At 51.7% G+C, this 24,878-nt stretch carries 24 protein-coding genes, 1 tRNA gene and 1 pseudogene; 14 read left to right on the top strand and 12 right to left on the bottom strand.

The window, feature by feature from the left end; translation table 11 throughout:
• On the top strand, nt 1-62 hold a 62-nt coding region (locus OGX92_RS23410), incomplete at its 5' end, for an IS1 family transposase (RefSeq protein WP_071528444.1).
• Nucleotides 63-78: 16 nt separating this feature from the next.
• Nucleotides 79-1,128: pseudogene (locus OGX92_RS01570) on the top strand (ATP-binding protein); the annotation flags it as partial.
• 37 nt (nt 1,129-1,165) lie between these two features.
• On the opposite strand, the gene OGX92_RS01565 reads toward OGX92_RS01570, so the two are convergent.
• Nucleotides 1,166-1,242 (bottom strand) — tRNA-Arg (locus OGX92_RS01565).
• Between the two features lie 253 nt (nt 1,243-1,495).
• Between OGX92_RS01565 and fimW the strand changes: the two genes are divergently transcribed.
• The 3 genes from fimW (at nt 1,496) to fimZ (ending at nt 4,417) form a co-directional block, all read left to right on the top strand.
• Complete coding sequence (gene fimW / locus OGX92_RS01560) at nt 1,496-2,089, top strand: fimbria biosynthesis transcriptional regulator FimW (RefSeq protein WP_008784010.1); 594 nt, start codon at nt 1,496-1,498, stop codon at nt 2,087-2,089.
• Nucleotides 2,090-2,475: 386 nt separating this feature from the next.
• Complete coding sequence (fimY, locus tag OGX92_RS01555) at nt 2,476-3,198, top strand: fimbria biosynthesis regulator FimY (protein WP_286586165.1); 723 nt, start codon at nt 2,476-2,478, stop codon at nt 3,196-3,198.
• A gap of 586 nt (nt 3,199-3,784) precedes the next feature.
• Nucleotides 3,785-4,417, top strand: coding sequence for a fimbria biosynthesis transcriptional regulator FimZ (gene fimZ / locus OGX92_RS01550; protein ID WP_003831119.1), 633 nt, complete (start codon nt 3,785-3,787; stop codon nt 4,415-4,417).
• 49 nt (nt 4,418-4,466) lie between these two features.
• Here fimZ and sfmF read toward each other — a convergent pair whose 3' ends face one another.
• The 6 genes from sfmF to fimA form a co-directional block, all read right to left on the bottom strand.
• Nucleotides 4,467-4,961, bottom strand: a complete 495-nt coding sequence (gene sfmF / locus OGX92_RS01545) for a fimbria assembly protein (RefSeq protein ID WP_174785122.1) — start codon at nt 4,959-4,961, stop codon at nt 4,467-4,469.
• A 34-nt stretch (nt 4,962-4,995) separates the two neighbouring features.
• The gene (gene fimH / locus OGX92_RS01540) at nt 4,996-6,003 is read right to left on the bottom strand and encodes a type 1 fimbria D-mannose specific adhesin FimH (RefSeq protein ID WP_502872863.1); all 1,008 of its coding nucleotides are present in this window, start codon (nt 6,001-6,003) and stop codon (nt 4,996-4,998) included.
• A gap of 4 nt (nt 6,004-6,007) precedes the next feature.
• Nucleotides 6,008-8,629 carry a fimbrial biogenesis usher protein gene (locus OGX92_RS01535; RefSeq protein WP_003831116.1) on the bottom strand — a complete coding sequence of 874 codons (2,622 nt, stop codon included), beginning with the start codon at nt 8,627-8,629 and terminating at the stop codon, nt 6,008-6,010.
• Between the two features lie 7 nt (nt 8,630-8,636).
• Nucleotides 8,637-9,329, bottom strand: a complete 693-nt coding sequence (gene fimC / locus OGX92_RS01530) for a type 1 fimbria chaperone FimC (protein WP_003831115.1) — start codon at nt 9,327-9,329, stop codon at nt 8,637-8,639.
• Nucleotides 9,330-9,370: 41 nt separating this feature from the next.
• Nucleotides 9,371-9,904 carry a type 1 fimbrial protein subunit FimI gene (gene fimI / locus OGX92_RS01525; protein ID WP_003831114.1) on the bottom strand — a complete coding sequence of 178 codons (534 nt, stop codon included), beginning with the start codon at nt 9,902-9,904 and terminating at the stop codon, nt 9,371-9,373.
• Nucleotides 9,905-9,981: 77 nt separating this feature from the next.
• Entirely contained in the window at nt 9,982-10,536 is a 555-nt protein-coding gene (gene fimA, locus OGX92_RS01520) for a type 1 fimbrial major subunit FimA (protein ID WP_286586164.1), read from the bottom strand.
• A gap of 575 nt (nt 10,537-11,111) precedes the next feature.
• Here fimA and folD point away from each other — a divergent pair.
• The 3 genes from folD to OGX92_RS01505 all read left to right on the top strand — a co-directional run bounded on the left by folD (nt 11,112) and on the right by OGX92_RS01505 (nt 12,842).
• Nucleotides 11,112-11,978, top strand: a complete 867-nt coding sequence (gene folD, locus OGX92_RS01515) for a bifunctional methylenetetrahydrofolate dehydrogenase/methenyltetrahydrofolate cyclohydrolase FolD (protein ID WP_003831112.1) — start codon at nt 11,112-11,114, stop codon at nt 11,976-11,978.
• Between the two features lies 1 nt (nt 11,979).
• Nucleotides 11,980-12,192 carry a ribosome-associated protein YbcJ gene (gene ybcJ, locus OGX92_RS01510; RefSeq protein WP_003831111.1) on the top strand — a complete coding sequence of 71 codons (213 nt, stop codon included), beginning with the start codon at nt 11,980-11,982 and terminating at the stop codon, nt 12,190-12,192.
• 125 nt (nt 12,193-12,317) lie between these two features.
• Nucleotides 12,318-12,842 carry a metal-dependent hydrolase gene (locus OGX92_RS01505; RefSeq protein WP_003831110.1) on the top strand — a complete coding sequence of 175 codons (525 nt, stop codon included), beginning with the start codon at nt 12,318-12,320 and terminating at the stop codon, nt 12,840-12,842.
• Between the two features lie 77 nt (nt 12,843-12,919).
• On the opposite strand, the gene cysS is transcribed toward OGX92_RS01505, so the two are convergent.
• Nucleotides 12,920-14,305: a cysteine--tRNA ligase gene (cysS, locus tag OGX92_RS01500; RefSeq protein ID WP_003831109.1), complete on the bottom strand. Its 1,386-nt coding sequence runs from the start codon at nt 14,303-14,305 to the stop codon at nt 12,920-12,922.
• Nucleotides 14,306-14,478: 173 nt separating this feature from the next.
• On the opposite strand from cysS, the gene ppiB reads away from it, so the two are divergent.
• The 4 genes from ppiB to purK all read left to right on the top strand — a co-directional run bounded on the left by ppiB (nt 14,479) and on the right by purK (nt 17,510).
• Entirely contained in the window at nt 14,479-14,973 is a 495-nt protein-coding gene (ppiB, locus tag OGX92_RS01495; RefSeq protein WP_003021875.1) for a peptidylprolyl isomerase B, read from the top strand.
• 2 nt (nt 14,974-14,975) lie between these two features.
• Nucleotides 14,976-15,698 carry a UDP-2,3-diacylglucosamine diphosphatase gene (lpxH, locus tag OGX92_RS01490; protein ID WP_286586163.1) on the top strand — a complete coding sequence of 241 codons (723 nt, stop codon included), beginning with the start codon at nt 14,976-14,978 and terminating at the stop codon, nt 15,696-15,698.
• 238 nt (nt 15,699-15,936) lie between these two features.
• Nucleotides 15,937-16,446, top strand: a complete 510-nt coding sequence (purE, locus tag OGX92_RS01485; protein WP_003831107.1) for a 5-(carboxyamino)imidazole ribonucleotide mutase — start codon at nt 15,937-15,939, stop codon at nt 16,444-16,446.
• Complete coding sequence (purK, locus tag OGX92_RS01480) at nt 16,443-17,510, top strand: 5-(carboxyamino)imidazole ribonucleotide synthase (protein WP_286586162.1); 1,068 nt, start codon at nt 16,443-16,445, stop codon at nt 17,508-17,510. Before purE ends, purK begins: the two co-directional genes overlap by 4 nt.
• A 36-nt stretch (nt 17,511-17,546) precedes the next feature.
• Here purK and OGX92_RS01475 read toward each other — a convergent pair whose 3' ends face one another.
• From OGX92_RS01475 to OGX92_RS01460, 4 genes are read right to left on the bottom strand one after another with little or no spacing between them, the layout of a single operon-like run.
• Nucleotides 17,547-18,440 (bottom strand): carbamate kinase, encoded by an 894-nt coding sequence (locus OGX92_RS01475; protein ID WP_286586161.1) that lies wholly within the window; start codon nt 18,438-18,440, stop codon nt 17,547-17,549.
• 3 nt (nt 18,441-18,443) lie between these two features.
• Complete coding sequence (locus OGX92_RS01470; protein ID WP_286586160.1) at nt 18,444-19,253, bottom strand: oxamate carbamoyltransferase subunit AllH family protein; 810 nt, start codon at nt 19,251-19,253, stop codon at nt 18,444-18,446.
• 11 nt (nt 19,254-19,264) lie between these two features.
• Nucleotides 19,265-20,524 (bottom strand): YlbE family protein, encoded by a 1,260-nt coding sequence (locus OGX92_RS01465; protein WP_267441183.1) that lies wholly within the window; start codon nt 20,522-20,524, stop codon nt 19,265-19,267.
• 9 nt (nt 20,525-20,533) lie between these two features.
• On the bottom strand, nt 20,534-22,201 hold the full coding sequence (locus OGX92_RS01460; RefSeq protein ID WP_126955893.1) for an acyl-CoA synthetase FdrA: 1,668 nt from the start codon (nt 22,199-22,201) through the stop codon (nt 20,534-20,536).
• 316 nt (nt 22,202-22,517) lie between these two features.
• Here OGX92_RS01460 and allD point away from each other — a divergent pair, with 316 nt between their 5' ends.
• Both allD and allC read left to right on the top strand, forming a co-directional pair.
• Nucleotides 22,518-23,567 (top strand): ureidoglycolate dehydrogenase, encoded by a 1,050-nt coding sequence (gene allD, locus OGX92_RS01455; protein ID WP_164563030.1) that lies wholly within the window; start codon nt 22,518-22,520, stop codon nt 23,565-23,567.
• Between the two features lie 21 nt (nt 23,568-23,588).
• Nucleotides 23,589-24,806: an allantoate deiminase gene (allC, locus tag OGX92_RS01450; RefSeq protein ID WP_286586159.1), complete on the top strand. Its 1,218-nt coding sequence runs from the start codon at nt 23,589-23,591 to the stop codon at nt 24,804-24,806.
• The last annotated feature ends 72 nt before the right edge of the window (nt 24,807-24,878 follow it).

The following is a 24,878-nucleotide window of genomic DNA, read 5'->3' as shown; positions in this document are numbered from 1 at the left end:
AATCGGTGGAGCTGCATGACAAAGTCATCGGGCATTATCTGAACATAAAACACTATCAATAAGTTGGAGTCATTACCCGCACTACGCTTTACCGATCGGGGACACATCATCCTGCATAGCCGATGTGAGGGCAAAAACTGGTACATCGAGGTTGAAGATACGGGATGTGGAATTGACCCTGCCCGCCAGCACGATATTTTTCAGCCGTTTGTTCAGGTAAGCAGTAAACGAGGTGGAACCGGACTCGGACTAACCATCAGCGCCAGTCTCGCCCAGGCAATGCAGGGAGAGCTGAGCGTCACCAGCACGCCCGGCGTCGGGAGCTGTTTCCAGCTGCGTCTGCCATTGCGGGCAACCACGATGCCCATCATGAAACCCGCACAACGTTCCATATCGTTACAGGGCTTACGCTTATTGCTTATCGAGGATAATCCTCTTACACAACGTATCAGTACTGAAATGCTCATCCTCAATGGCGCACAGGTTACTGCTGCCAGCAGTGCCGCTGAGGCGCTAAAAATATTGCAGGAAGATACACGCTACGATGCTGCTCTGGTTGATTTCGATCTTCCTGATATCGACGGGATCACGCTGGCACAGCAGTTAGCCCACGACTATCCGGCACTTAGCCTGATCGGCTTTAGCGCGCACGTCATCGACGAAACGCTAAGCCAAAGAACCAGTACCCTGTTCCTTGGCATTATTCAAAAACCAGTCCCCCGGGATGAACTCAGTCGACTTATTACGCATTATCTGCATGGTAGTGCGACTCCCCCGCTTGCATCAGAAAATGACAACAAACGGTTAGATTTTCAGCAGTTGGCTGGAGATATCCAGGTTATGGGATGGCAAAAGGTGCACGAATGGTTAGCGCTCTTTAAGCAACACACTCTTCCTGTATTAGATGAGATTGACGCTGCCCGCGCAGCACATGACGACGAGCGGATAAAACGTCTGACGCATCAGCTAAAAAGCAGCTGCGCCAGCATGGGAATGCGCTCAGCCAGCACGATGTGTGCAGCACTTGAACAGCAGCCGTTGGGTGATTTTTCACTCAGAGAGGAGATCCAACAAAGTCTTTATGAGGTAGAACGTTGGCTGGAAAAAGAAAAATTGTCCCGCGCGTAACGGTACGTTGAAGCTGAGTATAGGGACTGATTTTGAATGGTACGCCCTGTAGGATTCGAACCTACGACCTACGGCTTAGAAGGCCGTTGCTCTATCCAACTGAGCTAAGGGCGCATTGCGAAGTGATTACTTCATGCAGATGAAACGCGTGAATTATACGGTCAGCGCCTGCTGAGTCAATGCCTTTTGTTTCAGTTGCTGGCGAAGTGAACGAATGTTGATTTTTTCTGCTTGTTCAAGGGTATCCAGGAAATCGCCTGGTAACAACTCAGCTCACGAAACGCCAGATTTAGGGATACATGTATTTAGAATATTTATGATTTTGCTTAACATTCCCTTACCCCTCCAGCGGTTCAGGAACTCTTTAATGTTAAGTATCGCCATCAAGGAAGAAAACAGTCACTTCGAACATGGACTAAAAATTATCATCTCCCATTTGGCAAATCAGTGGCATCAGGAGATTTGCTTTTTGCCTGTCGAGGATATCGATCGCGCTGACATCGCGTTTATTTCCCTGGATGAAGATTGGCTCAGCGCCGATTGCTATCAGATTCCGGTCCATACCCGCCGCCAACACCGGGTTGTCATCTGCAACAGAAACGATAAAGATAAGCTGATGTTCCGGCCCTGCCTGTACATGTTGCCACTGATCTATCGGGAAGATGACGTTGAGGAAATGACTAAAAAATTAGTCCTCATCCTGCAAAAACGTGCGCTGCGCAACAACGTGCCCGCAACTATCTGCCATTACTGCACCACTCGCAACTTTTCTATCGAAGAACGTCAGTTCTTAATGTTTCTCGCCAGCGGCTATACCTTAGCCGAAACGGCTCACCTGCTCTCGGTAAGCGAAATTCAGGCCAAAGCCACCCGTCGCAGCATTATGAAAAAGCTGCATGTGAAAAACGATCAGCAATTCTTAAGATACATCCGGGCGCATCTGAACTTTCTACAAAATTAGGTGGCATCTTTCTGCCTGATTTTTTATTGAGAAAAATCTCATCACCAATTAAGTATCGACACCTACTGTACCTGGCTTCAGGCTGCCAGAATAATCCTGGCTTACTATTTCCGGGGTAACAGAAAGACACACCCGGTAATATTTTATCTAATCCCATAGAGAGGTTGAACTGGATAAAACGACTTTTTGGGCATTGAGTAAGACATCAGAAAACTTCCGGCAGATTATTCTGATGGGATACGCAATTGCCAGTCTGATGATTGCTGAAGCATTGAAACCCAACAGCACAAGGAAACTCGCCTTTACGCTGGAGAAAATTTGGGTCAGGGATGTTTATAGTCGGCAATTTATCCAGACCTGCCGCAACAGAAATGGAATGGAAAAGGATGCACAGCGCAAAACGCCGGGATCGACATCGCCGTATACGAAACACTAACTGTACCTGGCAATATCCTCACTACACATCACAGGTATTTGACCAACTTGAGTATCTGACGCAAAAACTCGAATACGCATTACCGAGTGACACTATATCTCAGGCGATTATTACGACAGATTACTATCTGGCCTATGCGCTGGGTCGACATTTATTTTCAGGAGCACGTACCGCGATCTTCCAGACCATTGAATCGGCCAAAGTCAGCCTGCGAGAGTCGGTAATTAGTCAGTTAGTGGTTGATATGGAAGGTTTAACAATCTCTTATTTTGATGTTCTGGAGTATCTGCGCCAGCTAATTAAACCGCGGAATAACATCCAAATCTTCATATTGCTTTCCCGTCACGATGAAGACCTAATCCCTTTTATTTCTCTGTCCGGTCCATTTTATATCTTGTCACGTAGCCTGCACCTCCCGGAGATGCGCCGCGCTTTCTTGTCGCCAGTCCTTAACTATATTCACTCCAGGCACATAAACCAGCTCGATTGGGAGATGGTGGAATTACTTTTACAAGGTAACTCCTTAAAAGAGATTGCTTTGTTACAAGCTCGCCCCTACCACCGTATCATCTATCGCCTGAACCAGCTGATTGCGCGTCTGGGCTTAGCAAACCGGCAGCGTTTTTTGCACCTGATACATCGCCTCAGCGTTACCTCTGCTCATTTAATTTAACACCCTAACCCTATGTGCCATAAGATTTTTTAGGAAATTACTTATTTTTATATGAGATAAAAGATCTAAATTTCACAACTATTTAATATTTACAACTATTCCTGGTATTATGCTAACTTCCACCACCCCAGTAAACCATACTGATTCTGTGCATATCAGCACAAATAGCGTCATTCCCACCTTAACAAATCCTAAACAATTAGTTTATTGTATTGTTTTTACCATTTAAAAATTTTTTTCAGTCTGCCATAATTCAAACAGCAGTAAAATAATGCCAATAGTCATTAACACATCTGGATCTTTTAGAACATCCTAACTGACATTAACAACCTGAATGTTGTAAGCCTTTTCCGAAAGAACAGAGCAGGTATAATCCCCATAGTTTTCTGATTAATTGTTAGTTTTCCCAGTGTGAAATGGATTTTCCACAAATTCATTGTTCTGTAGAAGAGCAACCGAATAAACAAGGATGAAATAATATTTATTCGACTCTCCCTCAGAACAACCCTTGGCTATTTGACAATATTATAACGCCTGATGTTTTATAAAATTATCAAAATACGCATACAGTTTGAGGCATACAACAATGAAACCAGCATCCGTTATCATTATGGACGAACACCCTATTGTCAGAATGTCGATAGAAGTACTACTTGAAAAAAACAGTAATATCCAGGTTGTGTTGAAGACCGATGACAGCCGTACGGCAATAGAGCACCTGCGCACTTACCCTGTCGATCTTGTCATTCTGGATATTGAACTACCTGGTTCAGATGGATTTACATTACTCAAGAGAATAAAGTCTCTGCAGGAGAATACTCGGGTGCTGTTTCTCTCCTCCAAATCGGAGTCCTTTTATGCCGGGCGTGCTATCCGGGCCGGTGCAAATGGTTTTGTCAGTAAACGAAAGGATTTGAATGATATCTACAATGCGGTAAAAATGATTTTATCGGGATATTCTTTTTTCCCTTCAGACACCCTAAACTTCATTAACAATATAAATATGAAAAAAGGTGTATTGAATGACATGCCGCTCTCTAATCGCGAAGTTACGGTTTTGCGTTATCTGGCAAATGGCCTCTCTAATAAGGAAATTGCTGAGCAGCTGTTACTCAGCAATAAAACGATTAGTGCTCACAAAGCTAACATCTACGCCAAACTCGGCTTACATACTATCGTTGAGCTGATCGATTACGCAAAAATGCATGAATTAATGTAATAGCACTCCCGGCGAGACTTCGTTCGGGAGCATTTTATCCGCTCATTGATTAGTTATAGTTAATCATAAATGTGGCATCGGCCCTGGCGAGGCCTGGCTGAACCCCGTCTGCTAACGCGATATAGTTGGCGAAAAAGGTCAGCGTGGCATTGCCGTTCTCATCAATCCCCACGGTTTGGCTGGCCTGCTCGAGCGGTAATCGCGTACGGTCGCTGTCATGCAGTTCGATCGCCACCTTTTGCGCCATCACTGCGTCATCAAGCGCCAACAACGTCGTACCGGGGGCCGGAGTACCAGAAAACGTTATTGACGCGGATCCCGGCGGGCAGCCTTCCAGCTTCAGCGTAAACGCGACTGGTTGGGTAGTATCCCCGCTGGTCTGTAACTGCTTTGTTGGCCAGGTGCCCAATTCAACCGACTTATTGCTGTCACTGGCAATCACCGCACAGGTAAAGTCCACCACGTTTCCGCGCAGTTCAATATTGATTTCGCCCAGCGATGAGGCCGCATGGCACAACGAGCTGAATATCAGTATGGGCAGCATCACCAAAAGCGCCCATGAAGTTGGCGTTTGCTTGTTAGTCATAATCTACTCGCAGATAGCCACGGGCAGTAAAAGGCCCTTCGGTAGGTTTATTCCCTGTCACGCTGACCGGCCATGTCCGAATACTCACGTTTGCCACGGCGTTATCATCCAGTTGAAATGGGATCGTGCTGGACAGATTATTGGGCGTCAGCGGTCTACCGGTTTTGTCGGCGACAATGAACCCTAAGTCAGGATTGTCCGATACCATCATTTGCCCGGAGGCTTTCTCGGCCTCTACCCGCATGGTTAAGTAGGCTTGTGCAGCGACGTTGGTGCATTTTATCGCCACCGTTTTGGTCTGCGGATTAATGCCTTCGGGACGGTTTCCTGCCCCCGCCTTGCTGAACAACGATGCGCCAATATCGCCAAAATCAAACTCGACAATCTGCCCTGCGTTCACCTCACAGTTTTGTGGAACCTCCACCTTACCGCTGTAGCTGATGGTATAAACCGGCGTGCTTAGCGCATCTCCAGTACTGGTCGTGACATAGACTCTGAACATGGTCTGGCGCGGGAGCGGCACCATGTAAATAAACGAGCGAATCACTTTGAGTTTAAACACCAGCTTTGAATCCATTACGCCAAAAGGCTGCTGCTTAGGTACGTTGGGATGAGTTCCCATACGGATATAATTACGCGGGGGATAAAACAACCCAGCAGAGCTATCGGTGATGCTCATAGCCCCCAGCAGGTAGTCATTGAGTTTCAGGTACTGAAAACCATTTTCTGTACTTTGCACAGGGAGTTCCGTAACGTAGCTTCGATAGGTGTAATTCACCGTCGTCCCGGCCGGACAGGTAGCATTAACGCCAATCCAGCCCGATTTTTCCGGTAACGTCACCACCTGTCCCGGCCGGTTATTGCTGCTGTTAAAGACGTTCGACAGATCGTAAAAAACATCCGTTGGTGTGCCATTCGAGTTTTGGCAGACTGTCGCCCATGACGAATGGGCCATCAGCAGTAAAGCGCATCCCAGTAACAAACCCGTTTGTCGTTTCATCGTATTATTCCTGTCGTGCCGTTGGAGATTCGCACGTAACGTTCGTGAGCGTCACCGCCTGTTTCAGACTCTCCTCAGGCAAGGCATAGTGCGCCACGCAGCGAGCGTTAGCGCTTTCCCCCCATTGGATCAGTAATTCACCTTTTAGCGGCAAGCCGCTCAGGTAGATTTGCCCGTCTTCGCCCACCATACTGGTCACGCCGCTGGTGTTTTCACGCACAACGGAGCCAAATGGCACAGGTTTACCTGCATATTTCGCGGTTATCAGCGCCCGCACACCGATACGTGTATCAAACGCCGCTCGCACTAATGCCCCTTGCGTTGGCACGACGCTGCTAACGTTATTTTCCACATCGGTATTGTTGTTCATTGAATTGGTATCTAATGCGACGCGGTTATAGCGATAAACGGTGGCATACGGCATCACCGCGTATCCACGCCAGTCGGTTTGCACGCCGGTCTGGTTTTCTACTCGTACGCCCTGCGCGCCAGGCGCTTTAACCAGCACGTTGGTGTCCCCCAGCGGCTGACTGAGCGTAATACCGTCCGCATGCCCCACCACGCCGCCGGAGAGCTGCCAGTTGTAGTCATGCTGATCGCGATCGTAGTTGTATCCCACGCCCAGCGTGCCATAGGCCGCCTGCCAGTTGGCGCTGGCGTTTCCGCTGTAGCCGTTGGTGCTGCTGTGCCCCTGATTCACGCTGTAGCTCAGGTTGCGCCCATCCAGTAACGTCCCGCCGATCCCGCTCTGCCAGCTGTTTTGTCCGTTGCTGTTGCGGTTGGCATTAAAGGTGGCGTAGGTGCGATCGAGCGCGTTATCACGCGAGTAGCGCCGTCCGCTTAGCAGGCTGAACGGCACTGACATATTGAATGCCAGAATACGGTCGGTGTCGGAGATGCCTACCGATTCATTCCACGACCAGGAGAGTGAATAGCTAATCCCCTGCCAGCCGCTGGCATAGCCCACCTGATACCAGGTATTGGTGTCTGAGGTATTCCAGTACGTTTGCTGACTCCCCGAAACATACAGCGAGCCGTAGTCTCCCAGGTTCTGCGAAATGTTAATCTGAAAGCGGCCCTTTTTGCTGTAACTCAGATTGTGATAGCTCTTCACATCGGGCACGTCGTGGCGATTACCTTCGCTGTCGTATTCATACTCATAGCCTTCCATGCTGCGATACGCGACGTCATCAAGGGTATAGAAGCCGCGCGTTGAGTAGCGATATCCCAACAGCTGGAAGTTTGTGCCAAAGTTGTTCAGCGATTTTGCATACAGAAAACGCAAAGACTGCCCCTGATGCGTACTGTCATCCGCCAGCTGACTGCGCGCATGGGTTAAATCCACAGAAACCGCCCCCCAGTCCCCCAGGTTTCGGCCAGTGCCTAAAACTACCGCGGTGTAACGTGAGGCCAGCTGCGTACCGCCATAAGCGGTGTAGCCTTCTGGTAACCCGGCAATTAATGTTCCCTGGAAAAAGAACGGTGAAGATTGCTGGCTATTGCCGCTGCGAAAATCCCCGGCAACCACGTCGTATTTGAAACGCCCTTCTCGTTGTAACAAGGGAACCGTGGAGTACGGCACCGTATAGCGCTGCTGGCTGCCGTCCTTTTCGTCCACTGTCACCTCAAGGTCACCGCTGGATGACGTCGGGTTGAGATCGGTTATCGAAAAAGCGCCCGGTGAAACATAGCTTTGATAAATCACATAGCCATTCTGACGAATGGTCAGTTTCGCTGCGGTACGCGCAATGCCGCGAACGGTAGGCGCGTAGCCCTGTAAGCTGTCGGGATACATACTGTCTGAGGAATAGAGCCGCGCCCCGCGAAACCCGACGCTGTCAAAAACGTCGTTGCCGGTGTTGCTGTCGCCCATCACCAGTTCACCCTTCAGCGGGATAATCGCGCGCTGAAGCCATGTACCGATATTTTTCCAGCTTTGTGAGTGGTATCCGTCACCTTTGGAATAGCTCCATGCGCCGTTATTTCTCAAGCGCCAGGGGCCATAGTTCAGGCCACTGAGCATACTTAAGAAGTAGCTGTCAGTGTCACTGCCGCGGCTGCCGGTAAAGCTGTAGTTGACCAGCGCAGCCGGGATCCCTTCATCCCACTCTTCCGGCGGAATATAGCCACGCGCGCTGTTTAACATTGACGCCTGAGGCAGGCTGACGTTTAAGCGCAGGGTAGAAAAATCAAATGCAATCTCGCTGCCTGGAATCGCCTCAGGTAGATTGATACAGGTATCGTTCGCATCCTTACTGAGTGCCGGAAATGCGGTGATATTGACACCAAGGCGCTTCACCCAGTCGAGTCCAAAACATGGCATCAGCCCACCGGACTTCTCCCCGGCTTTTCCCGCGCTGGTCGTAAAACGAATATCCTGAGTGGCAACAAACTCATCGTTGCGCCAGATATCCACACGATAAACGCCTTCAGGCTGGTGATTGCCTTTTTCAAAACGTGATAAATCCGCCACGGTTGCCGTATCCGCGGATAAAAAGGCCGGATTAAAATAGCTTTCCCCATGGCTTAAAGAGGGAAAGAGCGCCGCCAGCGTGGACAACGCCACCCCCGCCAGCGGTGGCGTAACCCCCGGTAACAGGCCAGGAAAATACGTTGTCTTATTCATCGTTATCTCAACGCACGCTAACCGTTTGGGCCGGAGTCACAGCGCCATAATCATTGACCGTCTGGAACGTGACGTTGCCCTGAACGCCCGTTGGTAGCAGGACCTGCGCATCACTTTTCGGCGCGACCATCACGTTATCAACCTTCGTTTTCCCCACGTTGAGATTGACCAAGGTGACGTAATACGCTGACGGATTGTTGATTTTCAGGTGGTTGCCGGTACGGGAGAATTTCAGCATCCCGGGCGCATCTTCCGGAATTTGCTGCAGATTATTCGGACGGACAAAAAGCTTGATGCGGGACAGAATCGCCAGTTGCAGAACGTTTTTACCCTCGAGGCTGTTTTTATTGACTGACGGAATAGCTTTCACGTTCATCCAGAACAGCGACTCACGATCTTTAGGCAGCGGAACACCTGCATAGATGATACGCAGCGTGTTTTCGCTTTTGGGCTCGCTGACAAACAACGGAGGCGTAACCACGAACGATTTTTCTTTAACGCCTGCGCTATTCTCGATCCATGAATTGACCAGGTAACGTTCTTTGGTATCACTATTGCTAATAGACAAGGACGTTTGTTTGGCATCGGCTGGATAAATAACGCGAGTAGCGCCTAATGCAATACCGCCTGCAGCCTGAACACTGGCAGCAGAAAATAAGGCCAGTAAAAGGATAAAACCTGATTTTAGATAATTAAACATAGCTACAAATACCTTTGATGCGATTATCGTTGGAAAATAAATCAGGGATAAACCAACGTAAACCACACGTCTGAACGAAGCGCTCCCGGCGTTATATTTTCCGAGACAGCCCGATAACGAGCAGTGAAATGAAACGTCATCTCTTGCGTTATAATCGGCGCATAATGAAGCGGCAGCGCATTCGGAATAATTTGCCGTTGGCGCTCATCAAATAACGCCAGACCGATCCCTGAAGCCGCAGACGCATCGCCACTGGCAAGAAAAACCTGCGGATCTTCCGCTGGCGTCACACCTGCAAACGCAATCCCAACATGGTCATAAACATCGGAGCTGCATGACGTTAAGCGCAGTGAAAACGGCACGCTGGTAGAGGCAAAGCTTCCCGTCCCGGAGAAAGCATTGGTGCGATACTGCCCCATTTGCACCCGCAAATTTTGGCTGTCGGTAGCGACCGTACAGGCACCATTGACGAGCTGCCCTCGTAAGTGAAGGCGGCCACTTTCCAGTATTACCGTATGTGCAAACACAGGCAGTACGCACAGCATTCCCGCCAGCGCCACGCCTTTCCCTATCATCTGCCGCATCCTTCATCATCCCCGGAAATTGCCTCATCCAGTGAGGCGAACGTCATCCTTGCGCAAATCAGAACGGCTTATTCGTACTTCATGATGAACGTCGCGTCGGCATTTGCCTGACCCGGCGTAGCGCTGGTGGCTGTGGCTTTGTAACGCGCAGAGAAACGCAGGGTGTTGGTCCCTTCTACCAGCGCCTGAGCGGTAGAGAAGGTGGCTCCATCCGGCTTCAGCGCGGTGGACGTATTGTCCAGAATTTCAATCCCGACACCGCTGGCAGTGGTACCGTTGTCTGCAGAAGTGACGGCCAGCAGGTTGTTGTTGGTGATGTCGGATTGACCAGAGAAAGCCACGGCTGCGGTTGCGGCAACTTTCGGATCACAGTCATTCAGCACGATTGAGAACGGAATTTGCGCCGTTGTATCGCCAACTGCGGTAAAACTGGCGGTACGATACTGGCCTAAGGTGACAACCTGATCGGATGACTGAGTACTGACTGCACAGGCTGCATTGACCAGTTCACCTTCAAAATGCACAGTACCGCCGCTAACGCTTACCGGATCGGCTGCAACCGTTGCACCTGCAACTAACATCAGGCTGGCAATAACAGAAGAGGTCATTAATTTACGTTTCATGGATTTCCCTTGAATTACACACATCCGGCTCCGGCGTCCTGCGGGATCCGTTTGAATCATTATCGACATTAAATGTCAGGCTAATTATCTCTGCATCCTGTAAAGATATATATCGCAAGAGAATTAGCTAACCTTTTACCCCAACTCTCCTGAGTATTTGATTCACTAATTAATCTTCGCGAATATGACTATTCGTCACAGGGTTAAATTAAACATTTCAATTAATGAAAAATACCTGCAAATCCTTTTATTGACCCTGGCCAATTCTTATTGGGACCTAAGAAAAATCTGGGTGAATATTACTTAAATCCTTCCATAAAGGTACGTAACAGACTGGTTTATGGCGCATTACCCCTGAAAACACTAGGGTGATGAATTGTTTCATTCACGTTAATTTTAATTCGCATGCTCATTAATTATTCGGGGGACTTCAGCCTCTGAACTGACCCCGTTCGCAGACCGCGGTGATCCCTATCGCACGTAAAAACGCAAACGAAAACTGACAGCACGCCCCGCTTCTGACAAAATAGTGGCATCCCCTTCGGTTTAACGTAACAGACGGAATTCTCTCTCTGATGGCAGCAAAGATTATTGACGGTAAAACGATTGCGCAGCAGGTGCGCTCTGAGGTTGCTCAAAAAGTTCAGGCGCGTTTAGCGGCTGGATTACGCGCCCCAGGCCTGGCTGTTGTGCTGGTAGGTAGCAACCCGGCTTCGCAGATTTATGTTGCGAGTAAACGCAAAGCCTGTGACGAAGTGGGGTTTGTCTCCCGCTCCTATGACCTGCCTGAAACCACCAGCGAGGCGGAGCTTCTTGAGCTGATCGATACGCTCAATGCAGATACCACCATCGACGGTATCCTGGTACAGCTGCCGTTGCCGGCGGGTATCGACAACGTGAAAGTTCTGGAACGTATTGCACCAGATAAAGACGTTGACGGTTTCCACCCGTATAACGTCGGTCGTCTGTGCCAGCGCGCGCCGCGCCTGCGCCCATGTACTCCGCGCGGTATTGTTACCCTGCTTGAGCGTTACAACATCGATACCTACGGTCTGAATGCCGTGGTCATTGGCGCCTCGAATATTGTCGGTCGCCCAATGAGTATGGAGCTACTGCTGGCTGGCTGCACCACCACCGTCACCCACCGATTCACCAAAGATCTGCGCCGCCACGTAGAAAATGCTGACCTGCTGATTGTTGCCGTCGGTAAACCGGGCTTTATTCCTGGTGAGTGGATCAAAGAAGGTGCGATTGTGATTGATGTCGGCATCAACCGTCTGGAGAATGGTAAGGTTGTTGGCGATGTGGTCTTTGACGATGCGGCCGCACGAGCGTCATATATCACGCCGGTCCCCGGCGGCGTAGGCCCAATGACGGTCGCCACACTTATCGAAAACACGCTGCAGGCGTGTGTTGAATATCATGATGTAAAGGACGTTTAAGATGGCCACATTTTCACTAGGTAAACACCCACACGTTGAACTCTGCGATTTGCTGAAGCTGGAAGGCTGGAGCGAAAGCGGCGCCCAGGCAAAAATTGCTATTGGCGAAGGGTTAGTGAAGGTCGATGGCGTTGTTGAAACGCGTAAACGCTGCAAAATCGTTGCCGGACAGACAGTCAGCTTTGAAGGCCACAGCATTAACGTCGTGGCGTGACCCTAAGTGCCGGATGAGGTTAACACCGTATCCGGCCACTTCCCCCTCTCGTTTTCAGATAATGACTTCATCCCCGCTTCACAGTGAACTGTTAGCATGTTGTTTTTCAACACGAAGCGATCATCATGCCCACTATCGTTACTCACGCGGCCGTTCCGCTCTGTTTAGGCTTAGGTCTCGGACTTAAAGTCATCCCCCCACGATTACTGTTTGCTGGCGTCGTTCTGGCCATGCTGCCAGATGCCGACGTGTTGTCATTTAAGTTCGGCGTCGCCTACGGCAATGTGTTTGGCCACCGGGGATTTACCCACTCACTGCTGTTCGCCTTCGTGGTACCGCTGCTCTGCGTCTTGATTGGCCGACGATGGTTTAAGGCGGGATTGATTCGCTGCTGGCTATTCCTGACGGTTTCACTGCTGTCGCACAGTCTGCTGGATTCTGTCACCACCGGCGGTAAAGGCGTCGGCTGGCTGTGGCCGTGGTCGGATGAGCGCTTCTTCGCGCCATGGCAGGTGATTAAAGTCGCCCCGTTTGCGTTATCACGCTACGCCACGCCGTACGGGCACCAGGTGATCATGTCGGAGTTAATGTGGGTATGGCTGCCGGGAATCGTAATGATGGGTGTGCTGTGGTGGTATCGGAAACATTAATCTGCCGGATGCGACGCGATGCGTCTTATCCGGCCTACACGGCCCGGTAAGCGTAAGCGCCACCGGGCATTACAGAGTTACTTACGACGCCAGGTGGTACCCTGCGGGCCGTCTTCCAGCACGATGCCCATCTCGTTGAGACGGTCACGCGCGGCGTCAGCTGCCGCCCAGTCTTTCGCCTTACGTGCATCCAAACGCTGTTGGATTAGCGCTTCAATTTCAGCAACTTCACCGTCATCCGCCTGCGCACCGCTTTGCAGGAATGCCTCTGGATCCTGTTCCAGCAGGCCCAGTACGCTGGAAAGCTTACGCAGATGCGCAGCCATGCCGTTAGCCGCCGCCATATCTTCACCCTTCAGACGGTTAACCTCACGCGCCATATCAAACAGCACGGAGTAGGCTTCCGGGGTGTTGAAGTCATCGTCCATCGCTTCAATAAAGCGCGCTTCAAAGGCTTCGCCACCGGCTGGCGCAACGGATTTGTCGGTGCCACGCAGCGCGGTATACAGACGCTCCAGCGCAGAACGCGCCTGCTTGAGGTTCTCTTCGCTGTAGTTTAACTGACTACGGTAATGACCGGACATCAGGAAGTAACGGATGGTTTCGGCATCGTAGTATTTCAGCACATCGCGAACGGTAAAGAAGTTGCCCAGCGATTTGGACATTTTCTCGCGGTCAACCATCACCATCCCTGAGTGCATCCAGTAATTAACGTACTCACCGTCATGAGCACAGGTGGACTGAGCGATTTCGTTTTCATGGTGCGGGAACATCAGGTCCGAACCGCCGCCGTGAATATCGAAATGGTTGCCCAGCTGCTTGCAGTTCATCGCCGAACATTCGATGTGCCAGCCCGGACGGCCCGCGCCCCACGGAGATGGCCAGCTCGGCTCGCCTTCTTTGGACATTTTCCACAGCACGAAGTCCATCGGGTTGCGCTTCACATCAACCACGTCAACGCGTGCGCCTGCCTGCAGCTGATCCAGATCCTGGCGCGACAGCTGGCCGTAGTTCGGGTCAGTCGGCACGTCGAACATCACGTCGCCGTTATCAGCAACGTAAGCGTGACCTTTGGCAATCAGCTGTTCAGTGATTTCGATAATTTCAGCGATATGGTGCGTAGCACGCGGCTCCAGATCCGGGCGCAGAATATTCAGCGCATCGAAATCGCTGTGCATTTCCGCGATCATTCTGTCGACCAACGCCACAAAGCTTTCGCCGTTTTCATTCGCGCGCTTGATGATTTTGTCATCGATATCGGTAATGTTGCGCACATACTTCAGCTTATAGCCGAGGAAGCGCAGATAACGCGCAACGACGTCGAAAGAAACGAAGGTACGTCCGTGGCCAATATGACAGAGATCGTAAACGGTAATACCACACACGTACATGCCGACTTCCCCGGCATGAATAGGTTTGAATTCCTCTTTTTGGCGCGTCAGTGTATTAAAGATTTTTAACATCGAAGATTCCGTGTAGACGTGTGTGGATAGTAAAGTCTGTATAATACCCATAATTTAGACCGGAAGCAGCACACTTTGCGAGGTGATCGCAGCTTGCGGTTATGCTATAACACACCCCTAACTCTGACCCTTGACGGGGTCGAAGCACCAATCTATCGGAACAGGATGCAAAAATGGTTACTTTCCACACTAATCACGGCGATATCGTAATCAAAACGTTTGATGATAAAGCGCCTGAAACAGTTAAAAACTTCCTGGACTACTGCCGCGAAGGTTTTTACAACAACACCATTTTCCACCGTGTTATTAACGGTTTCATGATCCAGGGCGGCGGTTTCGAGCCAGGCATGAAGCAAAAAGCCACGAAAGAAGCGATCAAAAACGAAGCGAACAACGGTCTGAAAAACACCCGTGGTACGCTGGCGATGGCGCGTACTCAGGCTCCGCACTCCGCAACCGCACAGTTCTTCATCAACGTTGCAGACAACGACTTCCTGAACTTCTCCGGCGAAAGCATGCAGGGTTGGGGTTACTGCGTGTTCGCTGAAGTTGTTGAAGGCATGGACGTGGTTGATAAAATCAAAGGCGTTTCCACTGGTCGCAGCGGTATGCATCAGGATGTGCCAAAAGAAGACGTTATCATCGAAAACGTGACCGTCAGCGAGTAATCGTGGCGACACTGTTTATTGCAGATCTTCACCTCTGCACAGAAGAACCGGCGATCACCGCCGGTTTTCTGCGTTTTTTAGCCGGTGATGCGCGAAAGGCCGATGCGCTATACATTCTTGGCGACCTGTTTGAAGCCTGGATTGGCGACGACGATCCTAATCCACTGCATCGTGAAATGGCCGCGGCGATAAAATCACTGACTGATTCCGGCGTTCCCTGCTTTTTTATTCACGGCAACCGTGATTTTCTGCTCGGTAAACGTTTTGCCCGTGCGAGCGGCATGACCTTGCTTCCCGAAGAAAAAGTGCTCGACCTGTATGGCCGCAAGGTGCTGATCATGCATGGCGACACCTTATGCACCGACGACGCAGGCTATCAGGCATTTCGCGCCAAAGTGCATCAACCCTGGTTACAGAAGCTGTTCCTCGCTCTGCCGCTGTTCGTTCGCCAGCGAATCGCTGCGAAAATGCGTGCCAACAGCAAAGCAGCCAACGACACCAAATCGCTGGAAATCATGGATGTGAATCAGCAGGCCGTGATTAGCGAGATGGAAAAACATCAGGTTCAGTGGTTAATTCACGGCCATACCCACCGCCCTGCCGTCCACAAACTTACGGCCAATGAGCAACCCGCTTTCCGCGTGGTATTAGGCGCATGGCACACCGAAGGTTCGATGATCAAAGTCACCCCTGACGACGTTGAACTGATCGCATTTCCGTTTTAATTCTGCAGATACCCAGTTCCTCTTTACACAAAACTATTCGAGTTGCATCAAAGCGGCAAATCTGTGAGTCCCCTGGAGCTTACAAAAGTAAGTGACTGGGGTGAGCAGATGTAGCCAACAAAGAGGCCGCTTGAAGAGTGAAGTACAAAGCGCGCAATCGTTTTCCTTGGCGGTGAATTATGCTATTCTCTGTGGCCTCAAAAGTCGAGTGTAGTGCACCACAGGAGTTTTCAGACGCATGTCTTCCCGCAATAATCCGGCGCGTGTCGCCATCGTGATGGGGTCCAAAAGCGACTGGGCTACCATGCAGTTCGCCGCCGAAATCTTCGAAATCCTGGACGTTCCGCATCATGTTGAAGTCGTCTCCGCCCACCGCACCCCAGACAAACTGTTTAGCTTCGCCGAAAGCGCTGAAGAGAACGGTTATCAGGTGATTATTGCCGGGGCCGGTGGCGCAGCGCATTTGCCTGGCATGATTGCGGCGAAAACGCTGGTGCCTGTCCTCGGTGTTCCGGTGCAAAGCGCAGCGCTGAGCGGCGTAGATAGCCTCTACTCTATCGTTCAAATGCCGCGCGGTATTCCGGTCGGCACGCTGGCGATCGGCAAAGCGGGTGCGGCAAATGCGGCCCTGCTGGCAGCACAAATTCTGGCAACACACGACAAAGCCTTACACCAGCGTCTGAACGACTGGCGCAAAGCGCAAACCGATGAGGTGCTGGAGAACCCGGACCCGCGAGGTGTCGCATGAAGCAGGTCTGCGTACTTGGCAACGGACAGCTAGGGCGCATGCTGCGCCAGGCCGGTGAGCCACTGGGCATAGCGGTCTGGCCCGTCGGGCTGGACGCTGAACCGGCTGCGGTCCCTTTTCAGCAAAGCGTGATCACCGCTGAGATTGAGCGCTGGCCGGAAACGGCACTCACCCGCGAACTGGCACGCCACCCGGCGTTTGTTAACCGCGACGTCTTCCCGATTATTGCCGACCGTCTGACGCAAAAGCAGCTTTTTGACAAGCTCGGTCTGGCGACCGCGCCGTGGCAACTGCTGGCAGATAAAAGCGAATGGTCTGCGATATTCGACAAACTTGGCGAGCTGGCGATCGTGAAACGTCGCGTCGGCGGCTACGACGGACGTGGACAGTGGCGCTTGCGCGCAAATGAAACTGAGCAACTGCCGGACAACTGCTACGGCGAGTGCATCGTCGAGCGGGGAATCAACTTCTCCGGTGAAGTCTCACTGGTTGGCGCTCGTGCGCACGACGGCAGCACCGTTTTCTATCCGCTGACCCATAACCTGCATCAGGATGGCATTCTGCGCACCAGCGTGGTGTTCCCGCAGGCTAACGCCAGACAGCAGGAACAGGCTGAAGCAATGCTCTCTGCCATCATGCAGGAGCTGGGCTATGTCGGCGTGATGGCGATGGAGTGTTTTATCACCCCGGAAGGTCTGCTGATTAACGAACTGGCTCCGCGCGTGCACAACAGCGGGCACTGGACGCAAAACGGCGCCAGCATCAGCCAGTTTGAGCTGCATCTACGTGCCATTACCGACCTGCCGTTACCGACGCCGGTGGTGAACCACCCTTCGGTGATGGTAAACCTGATTGGTAGCGACCTGAACTACGACTGGCTGAAGCTACCGCTGGTGCATCTGCACTGGTATGACAAAGAGGTGCGTGAAGGGCGTAAGGTGGGTCACCTGAACCTGAGCGACAGCGATACCGCGCGCCTTAGCGCGACTCTGGAAGCGCTTATCCCCCTGCTGCCGCCGGAATATGCCAGCGGTATTATCTGGGCGCAGTCAAAACTGAAATAAGAAAATAGGGGGCGTGCATATAAACGCCCCCTTTTTTTACAGACGGATACAGGTTCCGGCTTTGCCTGCCAGCGTATCTTCAATGCGTGACAGCGCGCCAATCCATGCCGGTTTTCCACGTCGCTTCACATATCCGCTTACGGCAGTGACCTTAGGCCCCATCGAACCATCAGCTTTAGCAAACGGCGCCAGTTCATCAGGAGAGGCCTGACGGATCGCGCGTTGCTCCGGCGTCCCCCAGTTTTCATAGACCGCATCGGCATCGGTCAGAATGACCAGACCATCGGCAGCGATCTGTTCAGCCAGCAACGCCGCCGCCAGGTCCTTATCAATGACAGCTTCAGACCCTAATCCTTCGCCAGTGACGGGCACGCCGCCGCCCCCGCTACAAATCACCACATGCCCTTCTTTGAGTAAGAGCTTAATAGCATCGCTTTCTATGATCTGGCGAGGTTCTGGCGAAGTGACAACACGCCGCAGGTATTTGCCGTCACGCTTCATATGCCAGCCGTAAGTCGCTTCCAGTTGCGTTTGTTCTTCGGGCGAATACACCGGGCCGATAAATTTTTCCGGTGCCATAAATGCAGGATCGTCCTCGGATACCACAATCCGCGTTAACACCGTGGTCACCGGCGGCATTTCCGGTTCTGCGGTCAGGCTCTGCGCCAACATATAACCGATCATGCCCTGCGTCTCGGCCACCAGCACATCTAATGGATAAGGCTCGACCTCCTTCCAGGCAAGGTTCTGTAACGACAGCAGGCCAACCTGCGGTCCGTTACCATGTACGATTGCCAGGCGATACGAACGCGCCAGACGCGCCAGGGCGGGTACGGCGCTGGCAATATTACGATATTGATTTTCTGCCGTTAGCGCCTCGCCGCGCTGCAATAATGCGTTGCCACCAAGAGCAACAACCAGCGTTTTCATTCCCTATCCTTCTATGATTTGTTGTCCAAGCCAGAACCCCAACAAGGTGTCTGCGCCGGAGGTATGCCCAAGCGCAAGCAGCGAATTTATCGCCGCATCCAGCCTTTCCTGGCGATGCAGAGCATGGGTGAAGTGGAGTAAAGGTGAAGCGAAGTACCCTAGCGCCGCGTAGCGCAAGTAGCTCACGCTAACCACGGTCGTCGCTTTTTCAAGGTTGCCGGAATAATCAAAGAAACGGTGACCGGAGTCCTTATTCAGCGCACCAAAATACCAGGCGGCCAACAGCATGCCAGTCAACGTGTCATCATGGCTGGGCGTTAAACCTGGTCCCTTGCCCAACCACTGCCGCCAGTCTGTCGACAAACCGGCAAGTGCCGAGAAGAAGCAGTGGCGGAACTGACGCAGCTCGGGGCACAAAGGCAGGCTTGTGGCCAGCATTAACGGTCCGAATAATCCCGTTTCCTCGCCGCGCTCCATCCAGCCAGGAGCAAGGCGCGCGGCATGAGGGCGATAGGTTATTTGCAATGAATAGCAGCGCTGAGGTTGACGTAAAAGATACTGTCCCAACACAATCCCCTCGGGGACAGCCAGAGGGGTTTCACTACCACTTAACGACGTACGCAGCGCATCAAAGTCATGTGCGCGGATCACCCATCCTCCTGGGCTAAAGCCGCTTCCCTGGCGGTGCAGCGTTAACAGTGCGCCCCCTTCGGCTACAAGGTTAATCGAGCGTCGCCAGACACCAGACAATTGCCATGACTGGCGAAAATCCGCAGACTGCTGGCTGCCCATCAGAGGATGGATGATCATCATGCGCACCTCAGTTAGCTAATGCCCATGCTTTCAGCCAGCGCTTCCAGTGCCAGCTCAAAGCAAGCGAGCGGCGCACGGACTGTACCTGCACCGATCTGGCCAATACCGGCCTCTTTATGGGCAATACCAGTATTGATCAGCGGCGTGATCCCCGTTTCGACCACGCGACGGATATCGAGTCCCAGACAGGCCCCCTGGAAATCCCAGCCGGGGATCTGTAGCTGCATATTGCGCTCCAGATAGATTTCCGCCATCTCTTCGGAGACGGATTTTGCGGCTTCCATTCCTCCGGCACCGACAAAACGCGTTACGCCAGGCGCGGCAATCATCGCCGCACCGCCAATACCAAAGGTTTCAGTGATGGCGCTATCACCCATATCCGGGTTAGCCTGTTCCTGCGAAAAACCGGTAAAGAACAGTCCCTGCGGCGTGTTAACAGGTGCGGTAAACCAGCGATCGCCAAGTCCGCTCACGCGAATACCGAACATGTCGCCATTACGGGTCATTGCCGTCACAATACTGCCAGAACGCACCTGCGCCCCGGCGTCCATTGCCGCTTTGCAGTAAGCCATCGCCAGGTTGAGGAAGAACTGGTCGGTTACACTCAGGAAATCCATCACCTCAGCAATCTGCTGCTTATCATGTTCCAGACGGGCAATTTGTGGTGCCAGCGTACGCATCAACAGAGCTGAAGAGGCAATATTGCGCTGATGGAACTCATCGCCCATCGTAATGCCCTGTGCCATCATGGCGGTCAAGTCAATACCCTGCTCCAGTGTGGCCAGCGCTGCGCTTAAGACCGGCATCAGAACATCACGCATCCAACGTAAACGCTGCTGGACATCCTCACCGTACGCGCCAAAGCGCATCACTTTGCCGATGCCTTCGTTGAGATTGCAGTAAGCCCTGTTCCCTTCGGTGATATTTTCCACCACCAGCATCGGCATGCTGGCAGAGGTAATTCCACCCATTGGCCCCACGGCATTAACATGATGGCAAGGTACAAAGTTGACTTTGCCCTGCTCCAGTAATGCCAGCGCACTTATCTCATCATCAGCCCACCCTTCAAACAGGCATGCACCAATGCAGGCCCCTTTCATCGGGCCGGTCATCTCTTGCCAACGCATTGGCGGTCCTGCATGAAGCAGTGTTTTCCCCTCATTGAGTTCGCTGATTAACGAGGACGCGGGTTGCACATCCAGCCAGTGTGGACGCGCACGACGAATTTGTTCGATTACTGCAGCATTGGCTTGCGCCACTGATGTAAACATTGGAACCCCTTATTGCAAACGTTCTAATAAACGAGCCAGTTTTTTATTACCGCCAGCGACAGGCGCCCACTGGTAATGCACCACAGGTTTTTCTGCCGCCTGTAAATCCAGTGCAAAACTGCGTAACCCGGCATTAATGACCGCCACTTTTTCCAGTAGCGCAGGTGCGGATTGATGAGATAACGGTTGAACTGTTCGAATCAGTTCAGCGGCAAGTAGTGTTGCCTCAGGCAGTGAATTCACCACGGCGATACCGGCATCTTCCAGCGTGGCAATTTGCAGTGAACGGCACTGCGGATCGCGCTCGGTGCCGGTGACCGTCGCAATGGCAAACAGCGGTTGATCGCTATCTCGAGCAGCACACGCTTTCTGCCAGGCCTGAGCCAGTGATGCAGCCGGGTCGGCTGTCGCACCGTAGCCAATCACAACATCCACCAGCAGCACCCTAACCTGCGGCTGCGAACCCAGATCCGTAATAAGCTGATTACGTAATGCGGGATCGATCATCGGATGCGGACGCCCGACGGTGTAAAAATCATCACCCAGATCGATAATCTGATGCCCGGCGGCATCCAGCATCATCCCGTGGTGGTGTTCTGCATCCGCCGGGACATTCAGGTGACCGGCCAGCAGCCCCGCCGCTTCAGCAGCCAGCGTACCTCCGGTATACAGCCCCCTGATTACGCCATCTCCTGTAGCGAAAAGCGCACTGCGTCGCGCAGTCACTCGCGCCAGTAAACAGGCAAGACGGGCTGCATCATCCAGCGTCGCTGCAAACCAGACATTCTCGTCTCTGGCAACCGCAGAGACATAACCTAAAAACAGGGCGACAACAGGTTTGCCCGTGGCTTTCATCGCCGTAACCATACGCTGGCGAACAGCCTCCGCTGGTGGTTTAGAGACAAATGCCAACACCTGGCTTTTATCATCTGCACCGAGCATTTCCAGTGCGGTAAGTGCGCTAATTCCGCCCACCTCGGCACTTAGGTCTCGTCCCCCCAGACCAATGGCGTGAGTAATACCTTCACCAGCCAGTGCTATCTGTGAACAGAGCTCCTGAATCCCTGTACCGGATGCACCTATCACACCGATGTTGCCTTCCGGCATCACGTTGGCAAAAGCCAGCGGCGTACCGGCGATCATGGCGGTTCCGCAGTCCGGTCCCATCACCAGCAGACCTTTATCTTGTGCGCGGCGCTTGAGATTGATTTCATCTTCCAGCGTGACGTTGTCGGAGAACATCATGACGTTCAGGTTACGATCCAGCGCCTGGTTCGCCAGTTCTGCCGCATATTCGCCCGCAACAGAAATTAACGTCATATTCGCCTCAGGCAGTTTCTGACACGCGCTTTCCCAGCGTCTGACCTGCAGGAGCGCTTGACTCCCCCCGGTGGCCTGCGCCAACTGCTGCAACGACTCATCCAGTTGCTGCAAAATAGCCTGCGTAATACTTTCATCAGCCGTTTCAGTACGAATAGCCACGCAAATATCATTCGGCGTTGCCTGATTAAAATCGTCATGCCAAAACCCGGTCGTTTCCAGCAACGATTTATTCGCCGGCGTACCCATCATGACCGATACATCGTCTACATTTTCGGACTCACTCAGCTTGCGTGAAATAATCATTAAACTGACAGAGTCCTGAAAACACCCTTTTTTAATAAAGGCGTGAATCATAACAACCCCTTAATAATTGCACCCATGGCAATTGCACGAGTAGTGTTAATGTGGAACTCAAGGTATATATCCGGCATCACAAATAGAGTGACTGATATCACATACAATTTATTAGCAAAAGAATTTTAATAACCACCAGAGGATTACATGTTATTTTCTAACGGCATTATTTATTTAAAAAGAAATGGCAAATCAGCGCTGATTATCAAATAAATTCTAACTATATTTTTTTGTGTGTCTGGATCACATAATCTGTTTATATTCCCGGTATGTTAACGACAGTCATGCTTCACACCGTCGTTAAAAAGGAAGACAGATGAAAATCAGTCGGGAAACACTCCACCAGCTTATCGAGAATAAGCTTTGCAAGGCCGGACTAAAACGTGAGCACGCAGCAACGGTTGCCGAGGTATTGGTTTATGCCGATGCCAGAGGCATTCACTCTCATGGTGCCGTACGCGTTGAATACTATGCCGAGCGCATTTCAAAAGGCGGCACCAACCGCGAACCCACATTTCGTTTTGAAGATACCGGTCCCTGTACAGCGATTTTGCACGCCGATAATGCCGCCGGGCAAGTCGCAGCAAAGATGGGCATGGAGCATGCAATTGAAATTGCTAAAAAAAATGGTGTCGCCGTTGTCGGAATTAGCCGAATGGGACACAGCGGAGCCATTTCTTACTTTGTGCAGCAAGCTGCCCGGGCAGGCCTGATTGGCCTCTCCATTTGCCAGTCCGACCCGATGGTTGTACCTTTCGGCGGCGCGGATATTTACTACGGAACCAACCCATTAGCCTTCGCGGCACCTGGAGAAGGTGACGATGTCATAACCTTTGATATGGCCACAACGGTGCAAGCCTGGGGTAAAGTTCTCGATGCCCGCTCGCGTAATGAACCGATTCCCGATACCTGGGCTGTCGATAAAAATGGTGCACCTACCACCGACCCTTTTGCAGTCAATGCGTTATTACCCGCAGCTGGGCCAAAAGGCTATGGTCTGATGATGATGATCGATGTGCTATCTGGCATTCTGCTGGGATTACCATTTGGTCGTCAGGTCAGTTCCATGTATGAAGATTTGCATGCGGGGCGTAATTTAGGCCAACTGCATATAGTGATTAATCCCGATTTTTTCTCCTCCAGCCAATTATTCCGTCAGCATCTCAGCCAAACCATGCAAGAGTTAAATGCCGTTACGCCTGCACCTGGTTTTAAACAAGTTTATTACCCTGGACAAGATCAAGATATTAATCAACGTAATGTCGCGGTCCATGGCGTCGACATTGTTGACGATATTTATCAATACCTGATTTCCGATGCTCTCTATATCAAGTCATACGAAACAAAGAATCCCTTTGCACAATAATTATTGAAACAGGAATTTCATATGATCAACCATTTTCGTCACGCAATAGAAGAAACCCTTCCCTGGCTCTCTTCCTTTGGCGCAGATCCTACTGGTGGGATGACGCGCTTGCTGTATTCGCCAGAATGGCTTGAAACACAACAGCAATTCAAAAAGCGTATGGATGCCAGTGGCCTGGAAACGCGCTTCGATGAAGTGGGCAATTTGTACGGTCGCCTGCGCGGAAGCGCATCACCGGAACAGGTAATTTTGAGCGGATCGCATATTGATACCGTCGTCAACGGCGGCAATCTTGACGGCCAGTTTGGCGCACTGGCGGCGTGGCTAGCGATTGACTGGCTTAAGACCACCTACGGCGCGCCGCTGAAAACGGTCGAAGTAGTTTCTATGGCAGAAGAAGAAGGCAGTCGATTCCCATATGTATTCTGGGGCAGTAAGAACATCTTTGGGCTGGCAAATCCCGATGACGTTCGCGACATCCAGGATGCCAAAGGCACACGTTTTGTTGATGCGATGAACGCCTGCGGCTTTACCCTTCCTGCCAAGCCGCTTCACGCTCGCAGTGACATCAACGCCTTTGTTGAATTACACATCGAGCAAGGGTGCGTGCTTGAAAGCAATGGTCAGTCCATCGGTGTCGTCAGCGCGATTGTCGGGCAGCGCCGCTATACGGTAACGCTGAACGGCGAATCCAATCATGCGGGGACAACGCCGCTGAGCTACCGTCGCGACACCGTTTACGCCTTCAGCCGTATCTGTAGCCAGTCGATTGAGAAAGCCAAAAAACATGGCGATCCTCTGGTACTAACCTTTGGCAAAGTTGAGCCGCAGCCAAACACCGTCAACGTAGTGCCAGGAAAAACGACTTTCACGATCGATTGCCGTCATACCGATGCCGAAGTGCTGCGTGATTTTACTCAGCAACTGGAAAATGACATGCGCGCCATCTGTGATGAAATGGACATTGGCATTGATATCGATTTGTGGATGGACGAAACGCCGGTCCCGATGGACACAAAACTGGTCGCCACCCTCACCGAACTGTGTGAAAAGGAACAGCTGAACTACCGGGTGATGCACAGTGGTGCGGGCCACGATGCGCAGATTTTCGCTCCCCGTGTGCCGACCTGCATGATTTTCATGCCCAGCATTAACGGTATCAGCCACAACCCCGCTGAACGCACAAATATTAACGACCTTGCCGAAGGGGTCAAAACTCTGGCATTAATGCTTCGGTGATGCTGCCAACTTACTGATTTAGTGTATGATGGTGTTTTTGAGGTGCTCCAGTGGCTTCTGTTTCTATCAGCT

Source organism: Citrobacter sp. Cpo089 (assembly GCF_030332695.1).
Taxonomy (GTDB): domain Bacteria; phylum Pseudomonadota; class Gammaproteobacteria; order Enterobacterales; family Enterobacteriaceae; genus Citrobacter; species Citrobacter portucalensis.
This window is presented reverse-complemented; position numbering and strand designations above follow the sequence as displayed.

Excerpts from the sequence above, each read along its gene's own strand:
- fimW (WP_008784010.1), top strand. The coding sequence starts at position 1,496 with ATGTTAAGTATCGCCATCAAGGAAGAAAACAGTCACTTCGAACATGGA.
- fimY (WP_286586165.1), top strand. The coding sequence starts at position 2,476 with ATGCACAGCGCAAAACGCCGGGATCGACATCGCCGTATACGAAACACT.
- fimZ (WP_003831119.1), top strand. The coding sequence starts at position 3,785 with ATGAAACCAGCATCCGTTATCATTATGGACGAACACCCTATTGTCAGA.
- sfmF (WP_174785122.1), bottom strand. The coding sequence starts at position 4,961 with ATGCTGCCCATACTGATATTCAGCTCGTTGTGCCATGCGGCCTCATCG.
- fimH (WP_502872863.1), bottom strand. The coding sequence starts at position 6,003 with ATGAAACGACAAACGGGTTTGTTACTGGGATGCGCTTTACTGCTGATG.
- OGX92_RS01535 (WP_003831116.1), bottom strand. The coding sequence starts at position 8,629 with ATGAATAAGACAACGTATTTTCCTGGCCTGTTACCGGGGGTTACGCCA.
- fimC (WP_003831115.1), bottom strand. The coding sequence starts at position 9,329 with ATGTTTAATTATCTAAAATCAGGTTTTATCCTTTTACTGGCCTTATTT.
- fimI (WP_003831114.1), bottom strand. The coding sequence starts at position 9,904 with ATGATAGGGAAAGGCGTGGCGCTGGCGGGAATGCTGTGCGTACTGCCT.
- fimA (WP_286586164.1), bottom strand. The coding sequence starts at position 10,536 with ATGAAACGTAAATTAATGACCTCTTCTGTTATTGCCAGCCTGATGTTA.
- folD (WP_003831112.1), top strand. The coding sequence starts at position 11,112 with ATGGCAGCAAAGATTATTGACGGTAAAACGATTGCGCAGCAGGTGCGC.
- ybcJ (WP_003831111.1), top strand. The coding sequence starts at position 11,980 with ATGGCCACATTTTCACTAGGTAAACACCCACACGTTGAACTCTGCGAT.
- OGX92_RS01505 (WP_003831110.1), top strand. The coding sequence starts at position 12,318 with ATGCCCACTATCGTTACTCACGCGGCCGTTCCGCTCTGTTTAGGCTTA.
- cysS (WP_003831109.1), bottom strand. The coding sequence starts at position 14,305 with ATGTTAAAAATCTTTAATACACTGACGCGCCAAAAAGAGGAATTCAAA.
- ppiB (WP_003021875.1), top strand. The coding sequence starts at position 14,479 with ATGGTTACTTTCCACACTAATCACGGCGATATCGTAATCAAAACGTTT.
- purE (WP_003831107.1), top strand. The coding sequence starts at position 15,937 with ATGTCTTCCCGCAATAATCCGGCGCGTGTCGCCATCGTGATGGGGTCC.
- purK (WP_286586162.1), top strand. The coding sequence starts at position 16,443 with ATGAAGCAGGTCTGCGTACTTGGCAACGGACAGCTAGGGCGCATGCTG.
- OGX92_RS01475 (WP_286586161.1), bottom strand. The coding sequence starts at position 18,440 with ATGAAAACGCTGGTTGTTGCTCTTGGTGGCAACGCATTATTGCAGCGC.
- OGX92_RS01470 (WP_286586160.1), bottom strand. The coding sequence starts at position 19,253 with ATGATGATCATCCATCCTCTGATGGGCAGCCAGCAGTCTGCGGATTTT.
- OGX92_RS01465 (WP_267441183.1), bottom strand. The coding sequence starts at position 20,524 with ATGTTTACATCAGTGGCGCAAGCCAATGCTGCAGTAATCGAACAAATT.
- OGX92_RS01460 (WP_126955893.1), bottom strand. The coding sequence starts at position 22,201 with ATGATTCACGCCTTTATTAAAAAAGGGTGTTTTCAGGACTCTGTCAGT.
- allD (WP_164563030.1), top strand. The coding sequence starts at position 22,518 with ATGAAAATCAGTCGGGAAACACTCCACCAGCTTATCGAGAATAAGCTT.
- allC (WP_286586159.1), top strand. The coding sequence starts at position 23,589 with ATGATCAACCATTTTCGTCACGCAATAGAAGAAACCCTTCCCTGGCTC.